Annotated in this window: 18 protein-coding genes; 12 read left to right on the forward strand and 6 right to left on the reverse strand. The window is 63.4% G+C overall.

The window, feature by feature from the left end:
* Positions 1-110: 110 nt before the first annotated feature.
* Positions 111-644 (reverse strand): hypothetical protein, encoded by a 534-nt coding sequence (locus HNQ60_RS13085; RefSeq protein WP_184332455.1) that lies wholly within the window; start codon positions 642-644, stop codon positions 111-113.
* A gap of 215 nt (positions 645-859) precedes the next feature.
* Here HNQ60_RS13085 and HNQ60_RS13090 point away from each other — a divergent pair, with 215 nt between their 5' ends.
* Entirely contained in the window at positions 860-2,395 is a 1,536-nt protein-coding gene (locus HNQ60_RS13090; protein ID WP_184332457.1) for an MFS transporter, read from the forward strand.
* A 47-nt stretch (positions 2,396-2,442) separates the two neighbouring features.
* Here HNQ60_RS13090 and HNQ60_RS13095 read toward each other — a convergent pair whose 3' ends face one another.
* Entirely contained in the window at positions 2,443-3,846 is a 1,404-nt protein-coding gene (locus HNQ60_RS13095; protein WP_184332459.1) for a M20/M25/M40 family metallo-hydrolase, read from the reverse strand.
* Positions 3,847-3,973: 127 nt separating this feature from the next.
* Here HNQ60_RS13095 and HNQ60_RS13100 point away from each other — a divergent pair, with 127 nt between their 5' ends.
* From HNQ60_RS13100 to HNQ60_RS13125, 6 genes are all read left to right on the forward strand, one after another.
* A complete protein-coding gene (locus tag HNQ60_RS13100; RefSeq protein ID WP_184332461.1) occupies positions 3,974-4,381 on the forward strand; it encodes a hypothetical protein in 408 nt (135 codons plus the stop codon).
* 108 nt (positions 4,382-4,489) lie between these two features.
* A complete protein-coding gene (locus tag HNQ60_RS27890; RefSeq protein WP_281382740.1) occupies positions 4,490-7,684 on the forward strand; it encodes a S8 family peptidase in 3,195 nt (1,064 codons plus the stop codon).
* A 265-nt stretch (positions 7,685-7,949) separates the two neighbouring features.
* Positions 7,950-8,633: a fumarylacetoacetate hydrolase family protein gene (locus tag HNQ60_RS13110; protein ID WP_184332463.1), complete on the forward strand. Its 684-nt coding sequence runs from the start codon at positions 7,950-7,952 to the stop codon at positions 8,631-8,633.
* A 29-nt stretch (positions 8,634-8,662) separates the two neighbouring features.
* Entirely contained in the window at positions 8,663-9,877 is a 1,215-nt protein-coding gene (locus HNQ60_RS13115; protein ID WP_184332465.1) for an FAD-dependent monooxygenase, read from the forward strand.
* 103 nt (positions 9,878-9,980) lie between these two features.
* A complete protein-coding gene (locus HNQ60_RS13120; RefSeq protein ID WP_184332467.1) occupies positions 9,981-11,054 on the forward strand; it encodes a coiled-coil domain-containing protein in 1,074 nt (357 codons plus the stop codon).
* Positions 11,055-11,275: 221 nt separating this feature from the next.
* Positions 11,276-12,817 (forward strand): PD40 domain-containing protein, encoded by a 1,542-nt coding sequence (locus tag HNQ60_RS13125; RefSeq protein ID WP_184332469.1) that lies wholly within the window; start codon positions 11,276-11,278, stop codon positions 12,815-12,817.
* Between the two features lie 18 nt (positions 12,818-12,835).
* Here HNQ60_RS13125 and HNQ60_RS13130 read toward each other — a convergent pair whose 3' ends face one another.
* The 4 genes from HNQ60_RS13130 to HNQ60_RS13145 form a co-directional block, all read right to left on the reverse strand.
* The gene (locus HNQ60_RS13130) at positions 12,836-13,771 is read right to left on the reverse strand and encodes a DUF2785 domain-containing protein (protein ID WP_184332471.1); all 936 of its coding nucleotides are present in this window, start codon (positions 13,769-13,771) and stop codon (positions 12,836-12,838) included.
* 81 nt (positions 13,772-13,852) lie between these two features.
* Positions 13,853-16,258: a putative bifunctional diguanylate cyclase/phosphodiesterase gene (locus HNQ60_RS13135; RefSeq protein WP_184332473.1), complete on the reverse strand. Its 2,406-nt coding sequence runs from the start codon at positions 16,256-16,258 to the stop codon at positions 13,853-13,855.
* Positions 16,258-16,926: a methylamine utilization protein gene (locus HNQ60_RS13140; RefSeq protein ID WP_184332476.1), complete on the reverse strand. Its 669-nt coding sequence runs from the start codon at positions 16,924-16,926 to the stop codon at positions 16,258-16,260. Before HNQ60_RS13140 ends, HNQ60_RS13135 begins: the two co-directional genes overlap by 1 nt.
* Positions 16,923-17,366, reverse strand: coding sequence for a group I truncated hemoglobin (locus HNQ60_RS13145; protein ID WP_184332478.1), 444 nt, complete (start codon positions 17,364-17,366; stop codon positions 16,923-16,925). Before HNQ60_RS13145 ends, HNQ60_RS13140 begins: the two co-directional genes overlap by 4 nt.
* A 210-nt stretch (positions 17,367-17,576) precedes the next feature.
* Between HNQ60_RS13145 and HNQ60_RS13150 the strand changes: the two genes are divergently transcribed.
* The 5 genes from HNQ60_RS13150 to HNQ60_RS13170 all read left to right on the forward strand — a co-directional run bounded on the left by HNQ60_RS13150 (position 17,577) and on the right by HNQ60_RS13170 (position 24,021).
* Complete coding sequence (locus HNQ60_RS13150; RefSeq protein WP_184332480.1) at positions 17,577-18,449, forward strand: DUF3034 family protein; 873 nt, start codon at positions 17,577-17,579, stop codon at positions 18,447-18,449.
* Positions 18,450-18,559: 110 nt separating this feature from the next.
* A complete protein-coding gene (locus tag HNQ60_RS13155) occupies positions 18,560-20,539 on the forward strand; it encodes a hybrid sensor histidine kinase/response regulator (RefSeq protein WP_184332482.1) in 1,980 nt (659 codons plus the stop codon).
* Positions 20,540-20,593: 54 nt separating this feature from the next.
* Positions 20,594-21,700, forward strand: a complete 1,107-nt coding sequence (locus HNQ60_RS13160) for an AraC family transcriptional regulator (protein WP_184332484.1) — start codon at positions 20,594-20,596, stop codon at positions 21,698-21,700.
* Between the two features lie 110 nt (positions 21,701-21,810).
* Positions 21,811-22,920, forward strand: a complete 1,110-nt coding sequence (locus HNQ60_RS13165; protein WP_184332486.1) for an alpha/beta hydrolase — start codon at positions 21,811-21,813, stop codon at positions 22,918-22,920.
* A gap of 87 nt (positions 22,921-23,007) precedes the next feature.
* Positions 23,008-24,021, forward strand: a complete 1,014-nt coding sequence (locus HNQ60_RS13170) for a DUF6454 family protein (protein WP_184332488.1) — start codon at positions 23,008-23,010, stop codon at positions 24,019-24,021.
* Positions 24,022-24,029 lie beyond the last annotated feature (8 nt).

Genomic DNA, 24,029 nt, shown 5'->3' on the forward strand with positions numbered 1-24,029 from the left:
TTGCCTCGGAAATGGCCCATTTCGGGCCGGTTTCGGGGTCGTTCCGGCAGGTATTCCGCCACTCTGGGGGCCGGCGGCCGGGTCCGCCGACGGGGTCCGGGCCGCGGCGCTCAGCGAACCGAAACCTCCAGTGAATAGGTGCCCTTTTCCTCGCGCCTTGCCATGGCGCGAGGCTGAAAAGGGCGGATGAGGTACGTCGAATCCCGCGCTGCCACGAGGGAGGCCGTCGGCCCGTCCGTTTCGCCCCGGTGGACCGCCGTCCCGGTGGTATCGGCCGTGTCCTGGATATTCATATAGAGATTGCTGCTGGCGGGTTTGAACGTCACCGACAGGGTCTGGCCCTGGCCGACCATGACTGCCCAGGCGGTGGTCTTGTAGCCCACGACTTCGCCCGAGACCGTGGCTGGGTTGCCGTCGGCCAGCGCGATGGACTGCAGCGTCTCATCCGGGGTCAGCAGCGCCTGTGCGGCAGTTGTATCCAATACGGGCCCGGAAGCCGCTGGATCTGACGATGGCGGCGAGGCCGGGTTGACCGCCGGCGCCGTGGTCGCGGGCGGTTCGGCCGCCGGGGGAGGCGCGTCCGATTTGCCGCAACCGGTCAGGGTCATTCCAGCGAGTGCGAGTGCGAACAACCGTCGGTTCATGCCCAGTCTCCATTCGACTGCGGGTCGCGATGATAGCCGCACGACGGCGATGTGCCGTCCGTGAAAGCCGCCATCCGGGCTGCAAAGCGGAATGTGACTGAACGGCGATGGCGATTCGCTGCGTCGCTATCGGCAATCCCCGTCACGGGGCATATGCTCGACGGACAGGCGCTGTTGCACGAACAAAGGCGCTCACGATCGGGGGATTCGACTGCATGAACACCACGCGGGTCCTGACTGTCGGCGACAAAGTGTTCTACTCGATCGGCCAGCTCGCCGAGTCGATGAAGAACCTCGCACTCGCGGTCTTCATTCTCTTCTACTACAACAGCCTGCTCGGCATGAACCCGATGCTCGCGGGCCTCGCGATGCTCATTGCGCTCATCGTCGATTCCGCGACAGATCCGTTGATCGGGGCAATGTCGGACCGCTGGCGCTCGCGCTTCGGACGACGGCACTTCTTCATGTATCTGGCGATCGTGCCTTTCCTGATCACGTTCTATCTGTTGTTCGCGCCGCCCGGATCGTTGTTGCCGGCGCGCAATGCACCGCTCGCCGATCACATGCCGCTGTTCGCATGGCTCACGGGAATGGGAATTGCGGCGCGCGTCGTGCTGACATTCTTCACGGTGCCGCATCTGGCGCTCGGCGCCGAGCTTTCCTCGGACTACAAAGTACGAACGGTCGTCGCCTCGTGGCGCGAAGCGGTCACCGCAATCGGTTCGCTGCTCGTGTATGGCATTGCGTTCGGCTGGTACTTCGCGGGTCCGCGCGGTCAGCTCGAAGCGGACGCGTATCCGTCATTCGCACTGACGCTCGCGATCATCATGTCAGCGGCGATGCTGGTCTCCGCCGTCGGCACGCATCACTTGATCCCGTATCTGTATCAGCCGGCGCAGCGGGCCCGCATGTCGGCAATCGCGATCCTCGCCGAGACCCTGCAGGCGTTTCGCAATCTCAATTTCCGCTGGTACTTCACCGGCGCCGTGATGGTCTACATGGTCGTGGGCATCGACACCGCGCTGCTGCTCTACGTCAACACATATATATGGGAGATTTCCGGCCGGCCGCTGCTCTGGGTCTCCGTCGCGCTCTTCGTCGGCTACTTTCTCGGCTCGCCATTCACGCCGCGATTGCACGGCCGCTTCGACAAGAAGCCTGTGCTCATGTGGGGAACGACGTGGTTCGCGGTCCTGCAGATGCTGCCCGTCATACTCTGGCTGTTCGGCTGGATGCCGCCGGCTGCAACGGCCGCGCTCGTGATGACGCTGAGCGTGATGCGCATCGTGCAGGGCATCGGTACTGTGCAATCGCGTTCGAGCGGCAACTCGATGCTGGCCGACGTCGCCGACGAATACGAACTGCAATCCGGCAAGCGCCAGGAAGGGGTCTTCTTCGGTGCGCAGCTGGTTTGCTACAAGGCGACGTCGGGCCTGGGCAAGTTCGTGTCGGGTATTCTGCTCAGCCTGATCAGCTGGCCGACGGCGCAGCAGATTGCCGCTGAAGGCGTTCCGCACGACAAGCTGGTCTGGCTTGCGCTGATGTACGGGCCGTTCGTGGCAGTCCTGGCGGTGGTGTCGGTCTGGTGTTACTCGCGCTATGACCTCGATGCTGAGAGGCATCGGCGGATTGTCGAGGAGTTGCAGGAGAGGCGGCGCAATTCGTCATCCGTGGTGCAAGCGACTGTCATTCCCGCGAAAGCGGGAATCCATCTCCAGCAAGCAGATGGACTCCCGCTTTCGCGGGAGTGACGAGCAAGAGCCGGATGGACTCCCGCTTTCGCGGGAGTGACGGAGGTCTACTTCGCGTACGCGCGAACGATGCCTTCCAGGAAGGTGCGGCCGTCGTAGAGCGACTGCGTGCGGATCTTCTCGTTGAGGCCGTGCGCATTGGCTTCGCCCGGCTTCGCGAACATGCCGCTCATCCCGTAAGTCGGAATGCCCGCGTTCATCAGGAAGCGGCCATCGGTCGCGCCCGCACTCATCAGCGGAGCGATCGGAACGTCAGGCCACTGCTTCGCCGCCTGCTTTTTCACTGGTCCCATCACTTCATCTGTCAGTTGCGGCGGGGATGAGCCGTCGCGCCGGCGCACGATCGAGACCTTCACCTGTGGGTCTGCGATTGCTTTCTCGAGCGTTTCCTTGACCTGCTCCGGCGTCGTTCCCTGCATCACGCGGCACGACAGCGTCGTTGCCGCACGCTGCGGGAGGGCGTTGGGCGCATGTCCGCCGTCGATCTGTGTGGCTACGCAGGTGGTGTGCACGACTGCGTTGTAGCTCGGATCCTTCATCAGGGTTGCGAGCGCAGCCTGATCATCGGGGTTCTTTGCAACGGCGCTCATCGCGGCTCCGGTCTCTCCGCCGAGCATCGGCCCCGTCACGCGGAAGTACTCACGCACGACCGGATTCACCTGGATCGGGAAGGAGAGGGAGGCGACCTTCTGCGTCGCCGCGGCGAGTCGATAGATCGCGTTGTCCGGAACGGGTCGCGACGAATGGCCGCCCGGGTTCGTGACTTCGAGCGAGTAGACCTGGTGAATCTTCTCGCCGGCCTGTACCTGCAGTGCCAGCGGCTTGCCTTCGTCCGACAGCAATCCGCCCGCGCCCTCGTTGATGGCGAAGGCCGAATCGATCAGTTCCCGGCGGTTCTTCAGCAGGTGGTCGACGCCGTTCACGCGGTTCGACGTCTCTTCGCCGCAGGTGAGTGCCATGATCAGATCGCGGCCCGGTTTGAAATTGCGCTCCTGCTTGAGGCGGATCATGAGATCCAGGAACACTGCCGCCATCGCCTTGTCGTCGGCGGAACCGCGGCCATAGAAGTAGCCGTTCTCTTCGATCAGCTTGAACGGATCGCGCTCCCAGTCCTCGCGCTTCGCGTCGACGACATCGATGTGCGCCAGGAGCAGCACGCCTTTCTTCTTCGCGTTCTTCGCCCTGATACGTGCAACGATGTTGCCGTCGTCGGGGCGCCCCTCCGGGATGACGACGTGCACTTCCTCATCAGTGAAGCCAGCCGCGCGAAGCCGGGTTTCGGCGGCGCGAACGACCTTTGTGCACGAACCCGTGGTGGGTGATGAATCGATTTCCACCATCTCCTGGTAGATCGCGCGGAAAGCGGCCCTTCCGGGATCGGTATCGGCGCTGGAGAGCGAGGCGGTGGCGCAGGTGACGAGAGCGATGGAGTAGAGGAGGGCTTTCTTCATCCGCCGAGAATACAAGGCGGAAGGACTCGCGATCCAGGTGTACAACGTGGGAAGGCCGAAGCAGAGTGCCAGGAAGAAGATCACTTGTGACCTCAAGTTACCTACACCTCGCGCATCCGGAGAACCCGTGATTAGGTTAAATACCGCGCTGGTCCTGCTTCCAATCAGTATCGCCTGCGCCGCCGGAACGGCGTCCGATCGAACGCCCGCAAGCGAGTCGACGGATGCATCCACCACTGCATCCGCTTCGCGGGAAGAGATCGAAGTCTGGATCGTGCTGAGCGAACCCGCGTTGTCATCGCTGCCGCGCGATGCCGAGTCGCAGCGCGCTGAGCTCCGGCGACGGATTCTCGAAGAACAGGATCGTGTGATGCGCAGGCTCGCCGAGCTCGGTGCGGTCGAGTCGGCTCGCACGCAGCAGACTCGCAACGCAATCGCCGTCACGTTGCCCGCCGCCGCCATCGAAAGCGTAAAGAAGATCGACGGTGTGACGGCGGTGAAGACGGTTTCGCACCGCAATCGCGTCGGCCGTTAGCATTTTCTCTGTTGACGATTCCATGAAGTGACGCGCAGTATCGGTCGCATGAGTTGCTAAGTCGCATCGCGACTGCGGCTCACAAAAAACCAACTGGGGAGATTCTTCATGCGTCGAACCAAACGACTGCGAGTTCTATCGCTCGCAGTAACCGCAGTGATTGTTTCAGCCTGCGGCAGCGGCAGTAACGACTCGATGAGTCCGTCGGCAAAGGGGCCGGCGACAACTCTCGGGAAACCCAACACCACGGCAGCTCCAGCAGGCATCACGACCGAGAAGATCGATCGTCGCCTCGCTACCGCTTCGGGTCCGGTCGAAGTCTGGGTGTCGATGGACACGCCTTCGATCGCGGCACAGAAGAGCGCAATCGCGGCTTCGGCCGGCCTGCGCAAGGCAAAGCTGCTTCCCTCGACCAGCAAGGCTTCCGTCGCCGACGCGATGGAGAAAGGCCGCAGCACCCTGCGTTCGCAGCAGGAGAAGGTTGCGCTCAGCCTCGCGAGCGTCGGTGCCGAGGAGCTCGGTCGCGTGCAGGTCGCCCACAACGCGATTGCTGTCCGCGTCGATGCTTCGCAGCTGCCGCAGATCGCGAGCATCGCTGGCGTCGCAGCTGTCCGCCCTGTCATCAACTATGAGCTCGACCTCTCCGAGACGGTGCCGTACGTCGGTGCCACGGCGGTGCAGGCCACTGGCGTTGACGGCACAGGCGTGACGGTCGCCGTCCTCGACTCCGGTATCGACTACACCCACCGCAATCTCGGCGGTCCGGGCACGCTCGAAGCCTACGCTGCTGCGTACGGTGTGAACCCCGGCGACGCGGCCCAGACGACGCTCGATGGCCTGTTCCCGACCGCGAAGGTCGTCGGCGGCTTCGACTTCGTCGGTGAAGCATGGCCGAACGGCGCACGCAGTGAAGATCCGGACCCGATCGACTTCCAGGGCCACGGCACGCATGTAGCCGACATCATCGGTGGCAAGAGTCAGGACGGAACGCATGTGGGCGTTGCCCCTGGCTCCAAGCTGCTGGCCGTGAAGGTCTGCAGCGCCGTCGCCACGTCGTGCAACGGTGTCGCGCTCCTGCTGGCAGTCGATTTCGCACTCGATCCGAATCGTGACGGCGATCTCGACGATGCAGCCGACATCATTCACCTGTCCCTCGGTTCGGACTACGGCATGATCGAAGACGACCTCACGGCCGCTCTCGAAGATGCCGTCGACCTGGGCAGCATGGTCGTCGCCTCCGCGGGCAACGGCTCGAACAAGCCCTACGTCGTCGGTTCTCCGTCGATCGGTCCGGGCGTGCTGAGCGTGGCTCAGACGCAGGTTCCGAGCGCGCAGGCGATCCCGCTCGTCATCAACGCTCCGGCGTCGATCGCAGGCGTGTACGGCAACACGGCCACCGTCGAATGGGCGCCGGTCGGTGCCGGCGTCACTGGCGATGTCGTGTTCATCGGTCGTGGTTGCCCGGCAGGCAGCGTCGCTGCCGGATCGCCGGCCGATCCGATCCTTGCGAACCCGACCGGCAAGATTGCGCTCATCGACCGCGGCGGCTGCTCCGTCAGCCTCAAGGTCGACTACGCAGTCGATGCAGGTGCGACGGGCGTCATCATCGGTCTGGTCGCTGCTGGCGATGCCGTCAGCTTCTCCTTCGGCGGTGGCGACAGCTTCGCTCCGACGCTGGTGATCCAGCAGGTGTTGTCGAACGCCATCAAGGCGCGGCTGAACGCGGCTCAAGTGGTCAACGCTTCGATCTCGCCGGCTTCTTCGATCCCGCTGGTCGGCAGCATGGCGAGCACTTCGTCGCGCGGCCCGTCCGCGCTCCAGACGATCAAGCCTGAAATCGGCGCGCCTGGCGCATCGACGTCGGCGGAAGTCGGCACGGGCGATGGCGCAACGCCGTTCGGCGGTACTTCCGGTGCGGCACCGATGGTCTCGGGCGCAGCAGCTCTGTTGCTGCAGGCTTACCCGGATCGCTGCCCGTTCCAGGTCAAGGCGATGCTGATGAACAGCGCCGAGACGACGGTGTACACCAATCCGGCGCTGCTGCCGGGCGGGCTCGCGCCGATCACTCGCATCGGTGCAGGCGAGCTGCGCGTCAACAAAGCGATCGGCCTGAAGGCGATTGCATGGAACGACGAGACCGAATCGTCGGCACTGAGCTTCGGCTTCGTCGATGCGTCGGGCGACAACATCACCATCACCAAGCGGGTGGAAGTGCAGAACTTCAGCAACGCGACTCGTACCTACAGCATCGCGCGAAGCTTCCGTTACGCCGATGATGAAGCGTCGGGTGCGGTGACGGTCCATGCGCCGGGCTCGGTGACGGTTGGTCCGAAGGGCTACGCCTGGTTCAACGTGCAGGTCTCCATCAAGGGCAGCAAGCTGCCGGCGTGGGGTGCCATCAACGGCGGTGCCAATGGTGGCAACGGCGCGCTGCTCAACGGTCCGGAATTCGACGGCTACATCACGCTGACTTCGGGCAGCGAGAAGCTGTCGTTGCCGTGGCATGTGCTCCCGCGCAAGTCGTCGGCAATGGATGCGAAGAGCCTCACGACGAACAAGAACGGCACGTCGGTCGACATCCGCAACAACGGTGTGAACGACGGCGAGTTCGAGCTGTTCTCGCTGACGGGCACGAGCCCGAAGGTCCCGGCTTCGGAACTCCCGCAGCCTGGCGACAACTTCGCGGTCATCGACCTGAAGCAGGTCGGCGTGCGTCACCTGCCGGCAGCTGTGTATGGCGCGGACTATCTCGAGTTCGCGATCAGCACCTACGGCAAGCGCGTGCATCCGAACTATCCGGCAGAGTTCGACATCTACATCGATTCGAACAATGACGGCGTCGAAGACTACGTGGTCTACAACACGGAGAACGGCGGCTTCTCGGTCACCGGCCAGAACCTCGTGTACGTGGCGAATCTGACCACTGGTGTGGCGACGGCGGTGTTCTACACCGATGCGGATCTGGTCTCGGGCAACGTGATCTTCACGGTCCCGATGAACTCGACCGCCGGTGCAGTCAACGTCGGTGTGCAGCCGGGAACCACCTTCGGCTTCTCGGTCTACGCGTTCGACAACTACCTGACCGGAAACCTCACGGATCTGGTGGAAGGCATGTTGTTCACGCCGGCTACGCCGCGCTTCTCCTTCGGCGCTGAGCCGTGGGGTACGGCGCATGCTGGCACCATCACGAACGTGCCGGTCACGACGGCAACCGTGGCGGACGCCAACAGCACCGAGTCGGGTGTGCTCCTGATGTATCGCAGGAACGCATACAACGAATCGCAGGCTGTGAAAGCGAAGTAACAAACCTCGCTGATGCGATTGAACGGGCCGCCCAGTGCGGCCCGTTCTTTTTCTGGCGGCGCTTCGCGCCTCTTCCTTTCCTTCTGGCCAGTCGCCAGCAGTCAGCAGCCGTCTTTCTCCGTGTAGGCGCGCTGCGGCGGGGGCGGATTCAGGGTCTGCCTTAGCGGGCTCGCTCAACGGTCTGCGCTCGTACTTCACGAAATCGTTGACATGCTATACTGTAAGGGCTGCTTACAAATAAGCCGACCTGCGCAAGGGGCCCTGCATGTCATACGTCGTACCGCCGCCCGAGACGATTTCCGTCGAGGTGCAAGGCCGTAGCGAGCGCTTTCCCGTCAATCGCATCTACTGCGTCGGCCGCAACTATGCGGCGCATGCCCGGGAGATGGGCAAGGATCCGGAGCGGGAGCCGCCGTTCTTTTTCACCAAGCCCGCGAACGCGATCGTCCCGAACAATGCCACCGTCGCGTACCCGGCGCGGACGAGCAACGTTCATCACGAGATCGAACTGGTCGTCGCAATCGGCAAGGGCGGCAGGAACATTCCGCTCGCCAGTGCCGTCGATCATGTGTTCGGTTACGCAGTGGGTAACGACCTGACGCGCCGCGATCTGCAGTTCGAGGCCCGGGACAAGGGGCGACCGTGGGACACGGGCAAGGCCTTCGACCACTCCGCGCCGATTGCAGCCATCCAACCCGCGCCAGGCCAGGGCTTCACGCAGGGCAGGATCTGGCTGAAAGTCAACGGCGAAATCCGTCAGCAGGCCGATGTCGCGGATCTGATCTGGAGCGTGCCGGAGATCATCGCGGAGCTTTCTACATTGTTCGAGCTTGTACCTGGCGACCTCATCTACACGGGCACGCCTGCTGGCGTCGGTGCAGTGAAAGCCGGTGATCGGATCGAGGGCGGTATCGACGGCCTCGAAACGCTCGTTACGCTCATCGGCTGAGCCGCGCGATCGAATCCGTAGGACTCATCATGAATTCACTTCCAGTCATCGTCGTCGGCGCAGGACCAGTCGGGCTCACTTCCGCGCTCGCTCTGCGCGCACAGGGCTTGCCAGTCGTTGTGCTCGAAGCGGCATCGGCAGGGCGTCTGCGGCCCGGCAGCCGCGCGATCTTCTATCACAGGCAGACGATGCAACTGTGGGAAGACATCCGCGCCGGTCTCGGCTGGGAAATCGCGAACGCGGGGCTCGTCTGGTCCACCAAGCGCACGTTCTGGGGTGAGACGCAGGTCTATGAGCGAACCTATCCGTTCCCGCCCCCTGGCGTGATGCCCGCGTCGACGAATCTCGGCCAGGTCGATGCGGAAAAGATCCTGTTTCGCCACTGCACCGAGGCCGGCGTGCAGTTCGCGTGGGATCAGGAAGTCACGGACGCGAAGACGAGTCCCGAAGGCGTCATCGTGAAGACGAGCTCCGGGAAGGAGTGGCATTCGAAGTACCTGGTGGGTACGGACGGCGGCCGATCCGTAGTTCGCAAGCAAGTCGGGATCGAGCTCGAAGGCCCGCGCATCGAAGATGCCTTCGTCATCGTCGACGTCGCGGAAGACGTCGATGACCCGATTCGCCCCGAGCGTCTGTACTATTACGAGCACCCCGCGGTCGAGAAGCGCAACGTGCTGCTCGTGCCCTTCCGGAATGGAATCCGCGCCGACATTCAGCTGCGCCGCGGCGACGATCCGAAGCATTTCAGCGATCCGGAGGGCGTGAAGCGCTGGCTCGTCCGCGTGCTGCCGGAAAAATACGGCGATCGTGTCACCTGGGTTTCGACCTATCAGTTCCTGCAAGTGGTCGCGAAGTCGTTCACTGATGAGCATCGTCGCGTCGTGCTCGCCGGTGAGGCTGCGCATCTGTTCGCGCCATTCGGAGCGCGCGGCTTGAACTCAGGTGTTCCTGACGCAATTGCAGCCGCGACGGGAATCACGCAGGCGCTCAACGCTGCGAATCCGCAGCAAGCCGCTGCAGCGATCCAGGAAGCTGCTGACAGACGCCGGGACGCGGCTCTCTACAACCGCAATGCGTCCAATCTCGCCCTCGAACACATGCGCGCACATGACTGGCGTACGCGGTTGAAGCGCAAGGCGAGCGTCATGATCGCCAAATACGGCAGTCGCGCAGGCTCATATCTCGATTCCGCGCCCTTCGGCCCACGCGCCGCGGCACGCCAGGCCAGCGACGGAATCTACTGATATCCACGGCACCGGGACTGCGATCGTCTGACGTTGGTGCCGCCGTGTTTGTTTTCCGGCCACCGGGCCCCGACAATGGGTGAGGTACCTCGATGCCTCCCTCATGTCCCGTACGTCCTCGATTACACATTCTTCACGTGCTCCCGGGCCCAAGCTCACTGCCGAGCAGGAACGCTTTCGCTACCTGATCGGGCAGATCGAGGCCGTGCGCAAGACGCGCTCGGCGTGGGACAAGACTGTCGACAAGTTCCGGTTGGAACACTCGCAGCGCCTGCAGCCTCTGCGCATATCGCTGCGCGACCTGAGTCGCGGGACTGTTCTTGCGATCGACCGGCTGCTCGAAGACTCCAACTGGTCTCGTGCGGATCGCGCAGCGCTCAGGCAGATCCTGTGCGCAACTGCGGACGCTCTGCTGGCGGCGCAGCCTGACGATGCGGAGCTGCGGGCGCTTTTCGAGAAACACAGCGAAGCGAGCTTCGATGCGGTCAAGCAGGAGGAAATCCAGCTGCTCAGGGAGGAGGCGGAGGAACTGACGGGACTCGACCTCGGTGATGAAACCGACATTCGTACCGAAGAAGACCTGATCCAACGGATGTACGAAAAGATGGCGGAGCGGGACGCCGCCGAGGAAGAGCGGGCATCCGAGCGATCGCGCCAGCGCCAGGAATCCGCGTCGAACAAACGAACCGAAGCGGCGGCGCAGATGGTCAAGCAGTCGTTGCGCGAGATCTATCGAAAGCTCGCGAGTGCCGTGCATCCGGACCGCGAATCGGATCCGAAGCGGCGTGAAGAAAAGAACGCCTTGATGCAGCGGATCAATCAGGCTTACGCCGCCAATGATCTGCTGGGCCTGTTCGAGCTCCAGGTCGAGATCGGGCTGGCTGACGATCCGATCGGCAAAGTGAGCTCACAGCGCCTCAAGCAGTACAACAAGCTGCTTGCCCAGCAGCTCGAGGAAGCAAAGGCAATGCTCAGGGAGCTGCAGTCCGCCTTTCGCGCGGACTTCGGACTCGACGCGGGCACGGAGCTGAATGCGCAGCGATTCAATCTCGCGATCCAGCGCCAGGCCCGTGCGATCCGGGCCGAGATCGTCCGGCAGAAGGAATTCCTGGGCTTGCTGGCGAACAGAGCCGCGACGAAGCGGTGGCTGAAGGATCAGCGCCGGGATGATTACTAGATCGTCCTCAGGGCACCTTGATCTACTGTCGATGCCGGGGCGCAGCGCCCCGGCGTCGTACCTCTTGAGCTAACCTCGCGAACCGGGCAGCATTGGTATCGATAACATGCGCCGGCATGACCGCGCGTGCTGTTGGGGGAGCCAGAGACGACACGGGCAGCAGCCACTGCTGCGCGCGTCGCCGCGCCGTGCCGGATCGCAACAACGCCTGCGAGACCGACATGAACTATTCGAAAGCGCTGCTCACACTTTGCGTCATCGCAACTGCTTCCATTCCCAGGCCCGCTGAATCGCAGGATGTCGTGGCCGCGCCCGGCGAGTTTGAGGCGCACCAGGACGTGGGCGCGCCGAAACTCAAAGGCGATGCGACGTACAACGCCGCGTCGCAGACGTATCAGCTGTCGGCCGCTGGCGCCAACATGTGGGGAGCTCGCGATGAGTTTCACTTCGCGTGGAAGCGCCTGCGAGGCGACTTCATCGTGCAGGCCCGGGTCGACTTCGCAGGCAAGGGCGTTGATCCGCATCGCAAGGCCGGCCTGATCGTTCGCAGCAGTCTCGATGACGATGCGTCGTACGTCGACGGTGTTGTGCACGGCGACGGTCTCGTGTCTCTGCAATGGAGGCGCGCGAAGGCGGCTGCAACCGAGCAGATCGAAGCGGCGGTGAGAGCCGCTGATGTTCTGCAGTTGGAGCGCCGCGGCAACACATACATCTTTTCGGCGGCGAAACACGGCGAGCCCTTCAGGACGGTGCAGGTCGCCGATATCGACGTGGGCGACGTGCCTTACGTTGGCCTGGTTCTGTGTTCGCATGATTCTGGCGTCATCGAGCAGGCTGTCTTCAGGAATGTGCGCGTCATCAAGCCGGCGAAGCCGGATTTCGTGCCCTATCGCGACTACATCGGCAGTCACCTCGAGCTGCTGGATGTCGCTACGGGTCATCGGCAGCTGCTCTACAGCTCGAAGCAACCGTTCGAGGCGCCGAACTGGACGACCGACGGCGCAGCGCTGATCTACAACACCAGCGGGAGCGATCCACAGCATCGAGGCCGTCTGTACCGATTCGATCTGGTGACTCACAAGGCAGCGCTGATCGATACGGGCTTCGCCATCCGCAACAACAATGATCACGTACTCTCATTCGACGGGTCGATGCTGGGGATATCGGACCAGAGCACCGACAAGGGCGAATCGACGATCTACACGTTGCCGAGCTCAGGGGGAGCGCCGAAGCGAATCACTCCGCGCACGCCGTCGTACCTGCATGGCTGGTCTCCAGATGCCCGGTGGCTGGTCTACACGGGAATTCGCGATGGTGACGCTGACATCTACAGGATCGCTGCTGACGGCAGCGGGGAGGAAATCCGGCTGACCAGCGCAATGGGCGTCGACGATGGTCCTGAGTACAGCCCGGACGGCCGGTTCATCTATTTCAACTCGATGCGCAACGGGAAGATGCAGATCTTCCGCATGAAGCCGGACGGAACGGATCAGCAGGCGCTGACGAACGACGAGTACAACAACTGGTTTCCGCACGTGTCGCCGGATGGGAAGTGGCTGTCCATGATCAGTTACGTCGATGAGATCGCTCCGGGCGATCATCCGTACTACAAGCGCGTGTACCTGCGCCTGATGCCTGCAGAAGGTGGGCCGGCGAAGGTCATTGCCTATGTGTACGGAGGGCAGGGGACGATCAACGTTCCCTCCTGGTCGCCGGATGGGCGCAAGCTGGCATTCGTGAGCAACTCGGATATCGCCGACTGACGGGCGATGTCACATGGCTCAGGGAACCTGGCTCAGCGCGTGCACGAGAGGCTCGCGCAATACCTTCTGCGCATCCGGCTCATCGCGCAGCATAGTAAACACGGCGGTGAGGAAGGCCTGCGTATTGTGCCGCTTGGCGAGCCCGGTCTGGGATGAGAACGCGTCATCCCAGCTAGTCAGCGGAGAGGCCGCCGTGATCCGGGCCAGCCAGCTCTGCCAGTCCGAGGCCGACAGGAGTTGTCGTCGAGCCGCAAACACGATGGGTCGGGCAAGACGGGCACTCTCGCCATAGATGTAGAAGTGAGTCCTTGCCGGAGACACCTGTATCGCGACTGCGTCCAGGATCGCCCGCAGACCTTCTGCATCGACCCTCGGATTCAGCGCGAGTTGCATGAGCAGGTCGGCACCGTGAGCGACGCCGTGCCGCCAGCCCACCGCTTCGTCGTAGCCTCGATAGTCGTCGACCGAACCGACGTAGCTTGCGGCTGCCGCTACGAATGCCTTGCGTCCTGCGTCATCGAGAAAGGGTTCGATTCGGTCCATGCGCGCGATTTCGGCGAGCACCAGCGCGGAGAATGGTTTCGTGAAGCCCGGTCCTTCCGGATAGTCTTGCGCAATCTGCGGGAGGAGCTTTGCGAGCATGTCCCGTGCTGTCGAAGCCGCGAGCTGCTTGCCGCGCGCCCATGTCGCAATCGCTTCGTACGCAATTGCGTCGCGCAGTTGCGGGTCTTCGCTCGCGAGGCACGGCAGCAACGCCATCGCGAGTTCATTGGCTTTCTGGCTATCGTCGAGGTTGAACTGCTGCTCGCGCAGTTTCAGGAGGCGCTCGCGCGAGAACTCCGCCGGCGGGCAGGACTGCGCGACGACCGATTTGCAGCAGGCCAGCAAGGCGAGGGCGAGAACGAACTTCGAAGTGCTCACAGCGGCCGCTACGGTGAGGAAGGTGCGGCGCATTCTCCCGTAGCCAGCCCTCTTTGTCAGGTCGGTTCGGCGGACTGTGGCCCGACAGCGCCGAGCGGATGGACCGCGCGGTGATCAGGGTGCGGAGGTTTTCGGTACCAGCAACGATATACGCGCTGTCCTGTTCGGCTCGTACGAGTTCTGGCCCCAGCGCGAGTTGCGCAGCCATTGTTCGAGATCCGCGGCGGAGACGGGCCGGCTCATGAAGTAGCCCTGCGCATGATCGCAGCCCAGCGACACCAGGTGGTTGTAGCTCGCCTCGTCTTCCACGCCCTCGGCGACGACCTTCAGTCCCAGGCTGTGCCCGAGCTCGATCGTGGAACGGACGATCATCGACGTCGTCGTGTCGTTCATCATGCCAATGACGAAGCTCCGGTCGATCTTCAGCTCCTTCACCGGAAGCCGCGAGATGTAGTTCAGCGAGGAATAGCCCGTGCCGTAGTCGTCGATCGCGAGATGCACGCCGAGATCGTGCAGTCGCTCAAGCACTCGTTGTGCGTACGCCGGATCTTCCATGAAGCCGCTTTCGGTGATCTCCAGGCAGAGCATGTCGGCCGGCATCGCGTATCGAAGCAGCAGTCCTTCGACGATCTCCGGCAGATCGCGATTCATGAGGTCGCGCGCCGCGATATTGACGGAGATGCGCAGATGAATGCCTTTCTCCCGCCAGCGGCCGAACTGCTTGATCGACTCTTCCAGGACCCAGCGCGTGATGAGCCGGATATGGCCGGTCTGCTCGGCGAAGGGAACGAACTCGGAAGGAGGGACCACGCCTCGCGTCGGGTGCTGCCAGCGCACGAGCGCTTCGACGGCCGCGGCGGCGTGCGACGTCAGCGAGATTCGCGGCTGATAGAAGACACGCAGTTCGCTGCGGTCGATCGCACCGCGCAGGTCGCTGAGCAGCGAGAGGCGGCGTTCATTCCGGGACGCGTTCTGGGGGTCGTAGACTGCGTACCCGGTCTTTCCGGTCTTCGCCAGGTGCATTGCGATGTCGGCGTTGCGCAGGAGTGCCGATGCGTTGGCCCCGTGCTCGGGGAAGTGTGCGATGCCGATACTGGCGCCCACGTCGAGCGGCTGCTCGTCATAGGCGATCGGCTTCTCGAGCGAGCGCAGGATTCGCTGCGCGAAGCGCACGGCATCTTCGGATGCGACGTCCTCGATCAGGACAGCGAACTCATCGCCGCCGAGCCGCGCGACTACATCACCCGGACGAGCCAGTGCGCTGAGCCGGCCAGCGACTTCCCGCAGCATGTGATCGCCCACGCTGAAACCGAGCGTCTCATTGACTGTGCGGAACCGATCGATGTTCATTACGAGGACGCTGGGCGACATGCTTGCCGGGCGGGCGGCCGAGAGCGATTGCGCCAGCAGTTTGTTGAACAGCGCCCTGTTGGGGAGGTCGGTCAGCGCGTCGCGGTACGCGAGCTTCAGGATCTGATCTTCACGGGCCGCAATGCCCTCGCGCATGTGGTTCAGGCTGGTGGCCAGCACGCCAATCTCGTCCTTGGTCGTGGCGTTGACGCTGTCGGCGTAGTCACCGCGCTGGATCTTCTCGGCGGCATGCGAGAGGTCGCTGATGGGGCGGGTGATCGTGGCTGCAATGAAGACGCTGCCGACAATGGACAGCAGCAATGTTGCAACGCCGAGGGCGAGCAATGTGTTGCTGAGGCGATCGAACGCTGCGACGGCCTCCGCAACCGATCGCTGGAGAACGGCAGCCAGATTCGTGTCGCCCAGATGGTCGAGGGCAATGACGCGGACCTGTTGCTCGGCATTGTCGGTGCCGATGAGATGGACGTGCGCTGCTTCCGGCAGCGCGGGCAACTGCTCGGTCTGAGAGACGTCCTGGGCGTCCAGCGTCGAAGCGAGCACGCGCCAGCGTGGACCTACATTCGATTGGGCGAGAAACGAAACTTCCAGCGCCGTCAGCTGGCGCAGTTCGCGGGCGAGCTGATCGTCGACGACGAAGCCGAGCACGATCCACGAGATGGGCAGGGGCGCCATCACCGGAACGACCACGAGCTGGTACGCGTGACCGTTGATGAGCTCGATCGAGGAAGCGCTGCCTTCGCGAGCGGCTCGATCGATCAGCAGCGGAAATTCGAACTGATGCGGCTGCGAGTCGGGCGCGAGCGTATCGGCAATGACGCTGCGATCGAGGGAGACCAGCATTGCCATGCTGGCATTGATGCGGCCCGCATGATTGCGCAGCGCGGAAACGGCCGTGCCGGAATCGTTGGTGGCGATGGCCTCGCGCAGCCCGTAATCCGCTGCCATGACGCGTGCCGTTTGCGAGAGACGATCGCGATTCTGCTCGAGCAGCCGGGCGAAGATGCGCTCACCGACTTCGAGCTCCGATTCGATCTTCTGCCGTGCGTTGGTGGAGTTCGCGGAATCGACGAGAAGGAAGGCAGCGATCTGGACGAGCCCGATCAGCGCGACGAAGAAGACGATGATGCGGGTTCGCAGGTGCCGGAACATTACAGGCCTGGGTGATCGTGCCCTGCGTGTGAAGCAGTCTCGCCGGAGATCGTTGCGGCACCCAGGAGCGAACCGAGGGCGACGGTAACTGAGCGGTCGATCGTGCCGGAGCCGCTGCTGTCGATCCTGCCCTGTGACAGCGGTTGCTGCATGCCCGGATGCCAGACGACCATTTCATACGTGCCGTCGGGCAGGTTGCCCAGCTTCGCGCGTCCCTGGGCATCCGTGCGAACGAAGTAGGGCGTGTCGACCGCCAGCACCCAGGCGATCATGTGATCGTGGATGTTGCAGCCGAGGACCGCGACGCCGCTCTTGTCGAACATCACCGGTGCGCTCGGCTTTCCGGAGTAGAGCTTCAACTGAAACGTCTTCGCCGGCGAGAACGAGTAGACCTGGTGGCGGATGTTGTCGTTGTTCGGAAAGTCGATCGCCGTGCCGGTCTGGACGACGGTCACGCGCGGCACGAATTCCTTGTCGACCTGATCGATGATGACGTGCTTCCCGGAAGCGGGCGCGATCGTCTGCCCAGGCATGAAATAGACGATGGCATCGGCGACCGGCTTGCCCTTGTCGTCCACGATCGTCGTGTTGACGTTTGACGCGCCGGCGATAGCGCTGACCACCAGAGTCGTGGCGGCGACGACGAGGTGCAGGGAGTGAGTGCTCATTTCGTCACCACATCGCGCTTTGACGGGGCGAGCAGCGCAAGCAGTTCGTTTCGCTCGCGCAACGGCACTTCCTGGCTGACCATGATGTCGCGCAGGCTCTGGACCATCGCGAACATCTCAGCCTCGGTGATGTCGAGGCCGGCGTGGATGTCCTTCATGTTGTCGCCGTCGTATGTGCACGGGCCACCGGTGATCGAGCAGAGATAGACGGTGAGCATGCTCTTCACGCGATGCAGGGAAACCTTGCGCCAGGAGCGGCTCGTGCGCGGATCGCTCGACGACCGGTCGACGAGCTCGTTGGCGATCGCTCCCAGCCGATCGCTGCCGATGCGATCGTACAGAGTGGCTTCGGCGCGGGCGGTCGACAGGTGGAGGGCGCCCGCCAGGGCGATTGCGCCCAGAAAAGCAGCCTTCGGAGAGGCTTTGGAAACGGAAGCCATCGGTCGCTCGGCATGACGGAATATGCCGGCGATTCTGCGGGGACTGCCCGATCGGCCGTGTTAACTGGCTCACATCGGCCACATGAGGCAAACCCCCAATGGCCAACGGGTGTGCGACAGGTCGCGCTCCTGATCCGCTGTTCTCAAGGAACATGCGTCATTCACGCGATCCGGCAGGGATCGCGGTTCGGCAATCGAAGCGGAGTGGGAATGTCTGCGGCAAAGCGTGTCGGTTTTTTGGGGGCAGCGGTTGGCCTGGGTCTGCTCAGTGCCAGCGGGGCCGCCCTGGCGGGTGATCGCCTGCTGGCCACCGGCGGAGTGACGCAGATTGAGGGCGCCGCTGGCGGCGGTCTCTCGCCGTGGGCGTTGATCGCGGGTCTCGGAACGCGCGATCAGATCGGCGGGAGCGGCTTCTGCACGAGCGTCGAGCCGGATGACTTCGAGCTCATGAGCTGCGGTCTCAGCGTCGGCATCCACGACCGCGTCGAGCTGTCGTACGCGCGCCAGAAATTCGATCTGGGCACCACGGTGCCGGGCGAATCGATTCGCCAGGACGTGTTCGGTGTGAAGGTGAAAGTGTTCGGCGATGCCGTGTTCGCACAGGACTCGCCGTGGCCGCAGATTGCCGTGGGTGCGCAGTTCAAGCGCAACAAGGATTTCGATTTCGTCCCGACGCTGCTTGGGGCGCGTGACGGAGAGGACATCGACTACTACGTCGCGGCAACGAAGATCTGGCTCTCCGGCGCAGCGGGTCGCACCACGCTCCTGAACGGAACGCTTCGGGCGACGCGGGCGAATCAGTTCGGCATTCTCGGTTTTGGCGGCGATCTCGAGGACGGCTATACGCTGCAGCCTGAGCTCAGCACCGCGATCTTCCTGACCGACCATATCGTTGCCGGTGCCGAGTACCGCATGAAGCCGGACAACCTGAGTGTGTTCCGGGAGGACGACAGCTGGGATGCGTTCGTCGCCTTCATTCCCTTCAAGAACGTTTCATTGACCCTTGCGCACGTTGACCTCGGCAACATCGCCGACAAGGACGATCAGCGCGGTTGGTACGCGTCGCTCCAGGCCAGTTTCTAGCTTCCGGCGGATTTTCGTCGACTGCCGCTTCGTGCGATTGCAAGACGTAGTCGCCCGAAGCATCCTATCCGTCTCATTTTCAGCGAGCCGCTGTCGCGGGACTTCCCAAGGTGGATCCAGTCACGAGTCTGTGGGCCGCTCTTGCCAGCCGCGAATCCAGACTGCTGGCGCTGCTGCGAACCGCTGTCCAGATCATCTGGGTCACCGACGCGGACGGCAAGGCGCCGCCCCCGGACGCACATCCGCCCGACGATATCGCCGATCTGACGTGGAACGCCTTCACGGGCGTGCCGCAGGACAAGATTGCCGGCGAGGGTTGGCTGGCGAGCATTCATTCGAAAGATCTTCCCAACCTGATACGGGCGCGCGAGCAGGCACTGCGCGACGGACAGGATCTGCATACGGAGTTTCGTGTTAGGCATCGCAGCGGCGAATGGCGCTCGATGGCCTGCCATGGCGCGCCTGTCCGCAATCCGGCGGGAGAGGTGATCGCGTGGATAGGCACCTGCACCGACGTTTCCACGATCCGGCGCGCGGAAGCGGCGCATCGGGAAGCAGAGGACAGACTGCTTGCCGCGCTCGATGCCGGCGAGATGGCGACATGGATCTGGCAGGCGAATGATCAGAGGTTCTACTGGGATCCGACAGGCGGCCGGCTGTGGGGGCTCGATCCCGGTAGCTCGCAATCGGCAGACCTCGCGGGCTTGCGCCAATACATTCACCCTGACGACAGGCAGTCAACGATTCGCGCGGCGGAGCTGACTGCCGCGACCGGCGTTTTTCATACTGCTGAGTTTCGCGTCGCACGGGCTGACGGTCGGCTTCAATGGCTGCAGACCCGCGGCCGCGTGGAGAAGGATGCGAATGGAAACGTGCTGCGCGTGATCGGCGCGTTCGTCGACGTGACGAAGCTCAAGACCGCCGAAGAATCCCTGCGACAGAGCCAGAAGCTCCAGGCGCTGGGGACGCTGGCCGGCGGTATCGCGCACGACTTCAACAATCTCGTGCTCGTGATCAGCGGGAATGCCCAGCTCGCGTTGAGCGATCTCGATTCACACCATCCGGCGACGCCTTCGTTGCAGGAGATCTCGAAAGCGGCAACGCGCGCGGGAGATCTGGTTCGCCGCATTCTGACATTCGCCGCACGGCAGCCTCTTGTGCCGGCGGTGACACCCTTGCAGCCCGCCGTTCACGAGGCGCTGAAGCTGTTGACGTCGGCTGTGCCGCCGAACGTGAGCATCCATACCCGTCTCGATGACAACGGCGTTTCCTGCACGCTCGGTCAGACGGAGCTCGAACAGGTCATCGTGAATCTCGTCACCAACGCGATTCATGCCATCGGTGACAACCCGGGAACGATCGATGTCACTGCGGATCTGCCTGGGTCGCATGAACTGCCGTCGAGCCTGCGCGCGGACACGTCATATGTCCGCGTGTCGATCCGCGACAATGGCGCGGGGATGAGCGAAGAGACGCGATCGCGCATCTTCGAGCCGTTCTTCACGACCAAGCCGAAGGGCAAAGGCACAGGCCTCGGTCTGGCTGTCGTGCATGGCATCGTGACCGCGGGCGGCGGCACGATCATCGTCGAGAGCGAGCTGGGGCGGGGCACGACGTTTCAGTTGTGGCTGCCGCTCGCGGTGCAAGCCGCTGCAGCGGTGCAGTCAGAGCAGCAGAACGCGCAGGTGCCGAAGCGAACCGAGCACATCCTCTACGTGGACGACGACGAAGCGATCGCTTATCTCATCCAGCGAACGCTCGAGCGATCGGGCTATCGCGTGACGTGCAGCACCGATCCGCGCGACGCGCTGAAGATGTTCAAAGAGCAGGGAACAGCCTTCGACGTCGTCGTGACCGATCTGACGATGCCCGTCATGAATGGCTTCGACCTGATCGTTGCGCTGCGTGAGCTGCGACCCGATGTGCCGATCGTGATGACGTCCGGTTATGCGCGCGAAGATGATCAGCAGCGCGCCGCGCAACTGGGGATCGGCCGGATCATTCTGAAGCCCGATACGGTGGAGGAGCTCGGCGAGGAGCTGGATGCGCGCTGTGTGGATTTGCGGGCGCGACGAGCCGCTGGTCATTGACGTTCGCCCCGGCATCCGCCTGGACTAAACTCCGGTCACACCGGAGACCTTGTCATGAGCTTCGCATTGCCCGACGCAACCCTTCGGGTTGCCGCCTGCCTGCTGCTGGGACTGCTGACGACGCTCTTTCTGCGTTCGAGGCGCCGCGACGATGTGGCGCTGGTCGCTGCGCTCTTCTGCCTGAGCCTAATTGCCTTCGTCATTTCCTCCACGCGCGGGGCCACCGGCTGGCTCGGAATCGGCGTCTATGCGTTCACTGCCCTTTGTGTCTGCAAGGTCGTGTTGTTCTGGATGTGTTGCGAAGCGCTCTTCGCGGATCGCTTCCGCATTTCAGCTGTCCACAGCGCATCCCTGGCGGGAATGGCTGCACTTGGCGTTTGGCAGGCGTGGGCCGATGCTCCCGGGCACGCACTCAGCGGCAGCTGGATGGAGCTGGCTTCGACGCTGCTGCTGAACGCCGCCACGCTGGGGTTCATCGTCGCGGCTCCGCTGTCGATCCTCATCGGCAAGCGCGCCGATCTCGATGAGTCCCGCCGACGCATCCGCGGCATCGTGGTTCCGGCGCTCGCTGTCTATCTGGGCATCGTCGTGATCGTGCAGATGGCGGCTTTTCTGCTGCAGCAGCCGACGCCGCGGTCGCTCGTTCTGCTGAATCTCGCCGTCATCTGCCTGGGTGCGTTCGCGGCGTTGGCCAGCTTCGTGCGGATACGGATCGTCAATTGGTTCGATCGGCCGCCACCCGCTGCCATGACCGACTCGCTGTCGACGCTCGAGCGCCGGGTGCTCGAACAACTGCAACGTCGTCTCGTGCCTGAGCGTCTCTATGCCCGGGACGGCCTGACTATCGCGGAGCTGGCTGGTGTGCTCGGAACGCAGGAGCACATATTGCGGCGGGTCATCAACCAGGGACTCGGCTTCCGCAATTTCAGCGACTTCCTGCACCTGCACAGGTTGCGCGAGGCCGCGAGCCGCCTGAGAGATCCACAGCAGACTCGCGTACCTGTCCTCACCATCGCCCTGGACGCGGGCTTCGGCTCGATCGGCCCCTTCAACCGGGCCTTCAAGACCCACTTCAATGCGACGCCGACGCAGTATCGCAGAGAGGGCGCGGGTTGCGGGGCTCGGGGAGCGGGCAGGAGGGAGCTGGGGCATGTGCGGTAGCGCCCTCACTCATCGCTTTTCGGATTCGGCCAGCTTTTCCTGAGGAATCGGCGAGCCGCTCGGGCACCGCTGCCCTAGTTTTCCCTCTCGCATTCTCCGGGAGGGCCGTCATGTCGAAATCGTTTCATTGGCGTCGCTGGTGCGCATTCGTGGCCGCGATCGTTGCCGTCACAAGTCCGTCCGTTGCGGCCACGCGTATCGAAGGGGATCTGCCGCGCAAAGTGCAGCGCGCGCCGGATGAGTTTCCGGGTATCGACACGGTGTACGGGGAACTCGCCGCAGGGAGCGGGGTACGTCTGCGCACCATCATGACTCGGCCCCAGGGCGCGACCGGGCGGTTGCCCGCCATCCTGTTCGTCCAGTGGCTGTCGTGCAGCACCATCGAGCTTCCGCCGGCGGCCCAGGACGGTTGGTCGCAAATGCTGCGGCGGGTCATCACAGACTCCGGCGCAATGGTCCTGCGAGTGGAGAAAGCCGGGGTCGGCGATAGCGTCGGACTCGATTGCAGCGCGCTCGACTATGAAACCGAGCTGGCCCATCACCGGGCAGCCTTCGCGAAGCTGCGATCGATGCCGGGAGTGGATCCGGACCGGATCGCCATCTACGGCGCCAGCATGGGGGCGACGTACGCGCCATTGATTGCGCAGGGGCAATCCGTGCGCGGCATTGCCGTATGGGGAGGCGGTGCGCGGACGTGGTATGAGCGCATGCTCGCGTTCGACCGGCGAGCAATGGAGCTTTCGGGCCGCAAGCCCGATGAGATCCGTGCCGCGATGATGCAGCACGTGCGCTTTCATCTGGACTATCTCGATCGCGGGATGACACCGGCAGCGATCGCGCAGCGTGATCCCTCGCTGGCGGACGTCTGGTCCCAGATCGTTGGCGCGAAGGGGGATCTGCACTATGGCCGGCCGCTCGCGTTTCACCAGCAGGCGCAACGCCGGAATTGGGCAGGGGCATGGGGTGAGGTCGATGCACCCGTGCTGGCGCTGATCGGCGAGTACGACTGGTTCGAGGAGCAGCGGTCGGCCGAAGCGATCGCACTCATGGTGAATCGCCGGAAGGCGGGGGCGGCGCAGTTCCGCGTGATCCCAAAGATGGACCATCACTTCGCGATCTACGCTGATCCCGAGGCAGCCTTCGCCGAGCGTGACGGCCGCAACGATCCGGGGCCGGCGCTGGAAGTCCTGATGCCGTGGTTGCAACGCATACTGCAGTGAGCTGCGCAACCGCATCGAAGATGCAAACAAAGAGCAACATTGGATCGCTATAAAACCTGCGCGTCCCCTCAGCCGTGCAGGTTCATCATGAAGTCAGCAGTCGTGCTCGCATCCATCCTGTTGCTCGCTGGTCACGCGCAAGCAGTCTCCGCGCACGACGGTGCCGGCGAGTGGCGCAAGAAATTCCGCGACAACGAAACGACTCAGCTCTTTCGCCTGATCGGCAAGAACGCGATCTGGACGCAGGTGGGCACGGTCACGACGGACTTCGCGAACTTCCATACGCAAGGGCTCGTCAAGGTCGGCGACGTGTTCTACGTCTCCGCCGTGGAAGTGCTGGAAAGCACGGTGCGCAACGGTGCCGCGACCGATTCGCTCTATGATTTCACGATCGATCGGTCGACCGGTGCGGGCCGGGGCTGGCTGTTCAAGTTCGATGCGACCGGCCACCTGCTGGGCAAGGTCGAGCTGACGAACGGCACCAAGTACCATCCGGGCGGCATCGATTTCGACGGGCGTCACCTCTGGGTGTCGGTCGCGGAGTATCGGCCGAACAGCCAGACCGATATCTACCGCGTCGATCCGAGAACGCTCGAAGCACAGCGGATCTTCAGCGAGAAGGACCACATCGGCGGCATCGTTCACAACGTGCATGCGGGCACGCTGCATGGCGTGAGCTGGGGTTCGCGACGCCTGTACACGTGGGAAGTGGCGAAGCGGGGCGGCAGGGCGCCGCGCGTCGTGTCTTCCGACTGGATCCCGAACCCGCAGTTCTACGTCGACTATCAGGACTGTCACTACCAGGGCATCGAATACATGCTTTGCGGCGGTGTCGGTGGGTATTCCTCGCCGCTCGGCAACTTCGCCTTCGGCGGTATCGATCTCGTCGATCTGCGCACCGGCCGCATGGAGCATCAGGTACCCGTCAATCGGTTCATCGATGAGGGCAACGGTCCGAGTCCCGGCCTGTCGCTCAGCCACAATGCGTTCTGGCTGGAGCCGCTGGGCAACGGCAAGATGCGCGGCTACTTCATGACCGAGAGCGACAACCAGGCAGAGCTGCTGATCTACGACATCACGCCGTGGATCAATCGGCAGTAACGTCGCAG

The organism is Povalibacter uvarum (assembly GCF_014202975.1).
GTDB classification, from domain to species: domain Bacteria; phylum Pseudomonadota; class Gammaproteobacteria; order Steroidobacterales; family Steroidobacteraceae; genus Steroidobacter; species Steroidobacter uvarum.

What these genes read in the sequence shown, in the direction of transcription:
- HNQ60_RS27890 (WP_281382740.1), top strand. Translation starts at nt 4,490, where the DNA reads ATGCGTCGAACCAAACGACTGCGAGTTCTATCGCTCGCAGTAACCGCA.
- HNQ60_RS13150 (WP_184332480.1), top strand. Translation starts at nt 17,577, where the DNA reads ATGTCTGCGGCAAAGCGTGTCGGTTTTTTGGGGGCAGCGGTTGGCCTG.
- HNQ60_RS13090 (WP_184332457.1), top strand. Translation starts at nt 860, where the DNA reads ATGAACACCACGCGGGTCCTGACTGTCGGCGACAAAGTGTTCTACTCG.
- HNQ60_RS13165 (WP_184332486.1), top strand. Translation starts at nt 21,811, where the DNA reads ATGTCGAAATCGTTTCATTGGCGTCGCTGGTGCGCATTCGTGGCCGCG.
- HNQ60_RS13130 (WP_184332471.1), bottom strand. Translation starts at nt 13,771, where the DNA reads ATGCGCCGCACCTTCCTCACCGTAGCGGCCGCTGTGAGCACTTCGAAG.
- HNQ60_RS13085 (WP_184332455.1), bottom strand. Translation starts at nt 644, where the DNA reads ATGAACCGACGGTTGTTCGCACTCGCACTCGCTGGAATGACCCTGACC.
- HNQ60_RS13145 (WP_184332478.1), bottom strand. Translation starts at nt 17,366, where the DNA reads ATGGCTTCCGTTTCCAAAGCCTCTCCGAAGGCTGCTTTTCTGGGCGCA.
- HNQ60_RS13095 (WP_184332459.1), bottom strand. Translation starts at nt 3,846, where the DNA reads ATGAAGAAAGCCCTCCTCTACTCCATCGCTCTCGTCACCTGCGCCACC.
- HNQ60_RS13115 (WP_184332465.1), top strand. Translation starts at nt 8,663, where the DNA reads ATGAATTCACTTCCAGTCATCGTCGTCGGCGCAGGACCAGTCGGGCTC.
- HNQ60_RS13110 (WP_184332463.1), top strand. Translation starts at nt 7,950, where the DNA reads ATGTCATACGTCGTACCGCCGCCCGAGACGATTTCCGTCGAGGTGCAA.
- HNQ60_RS13120 (WP_184332467.1), top strand. Translation starts at nt 9,981, where the DNA reads ATGTCCCGTACGTCCTCGATTACACATTCTTCACGTGCTCCCGGGCCC.
- HNQ60_RS13140 (WP_184332476.1), bottom strand. Translation starts at nt 16,926, where the DNA reads ATGAGCACTCACTCCCTGCACCTCGTCGTCGCCGCCACGACTCTGGTG.
- HNQ60_RS13125 (WP_184332469.1), top strand. Translation starts at nt 11,276, where the DNA reads ATGAACTATTCGAAAGCGCTGCTCACACTTTGCGTCATCGCAACTGCT.
- HNQ60_RS13160 (WP_184332484.1), top strand. Translation starts at nt 20,594, where the DNA reads ATGAGCTTCGCATTGCCCGACGCAACCCTTCGGGTTGCCGCCTGCCTG.
- HNQ60_RS13135 (WP_184332473.1), bottom strand. Translation starts at nt 16,258, where the DNA reads ATGTTCCGGCACCTGCGAACCCGCATCATCGTCTTCTTCGTCGCGCTG.
- HNQ60_RS13170 (WP_184332488.1), top strand. Translation starts at nt 23,008, where the DNA reads ATGAAGTCAGCAGTCGTGCTCGCATCCATCCTGTTGCTCGCTGGTCAC.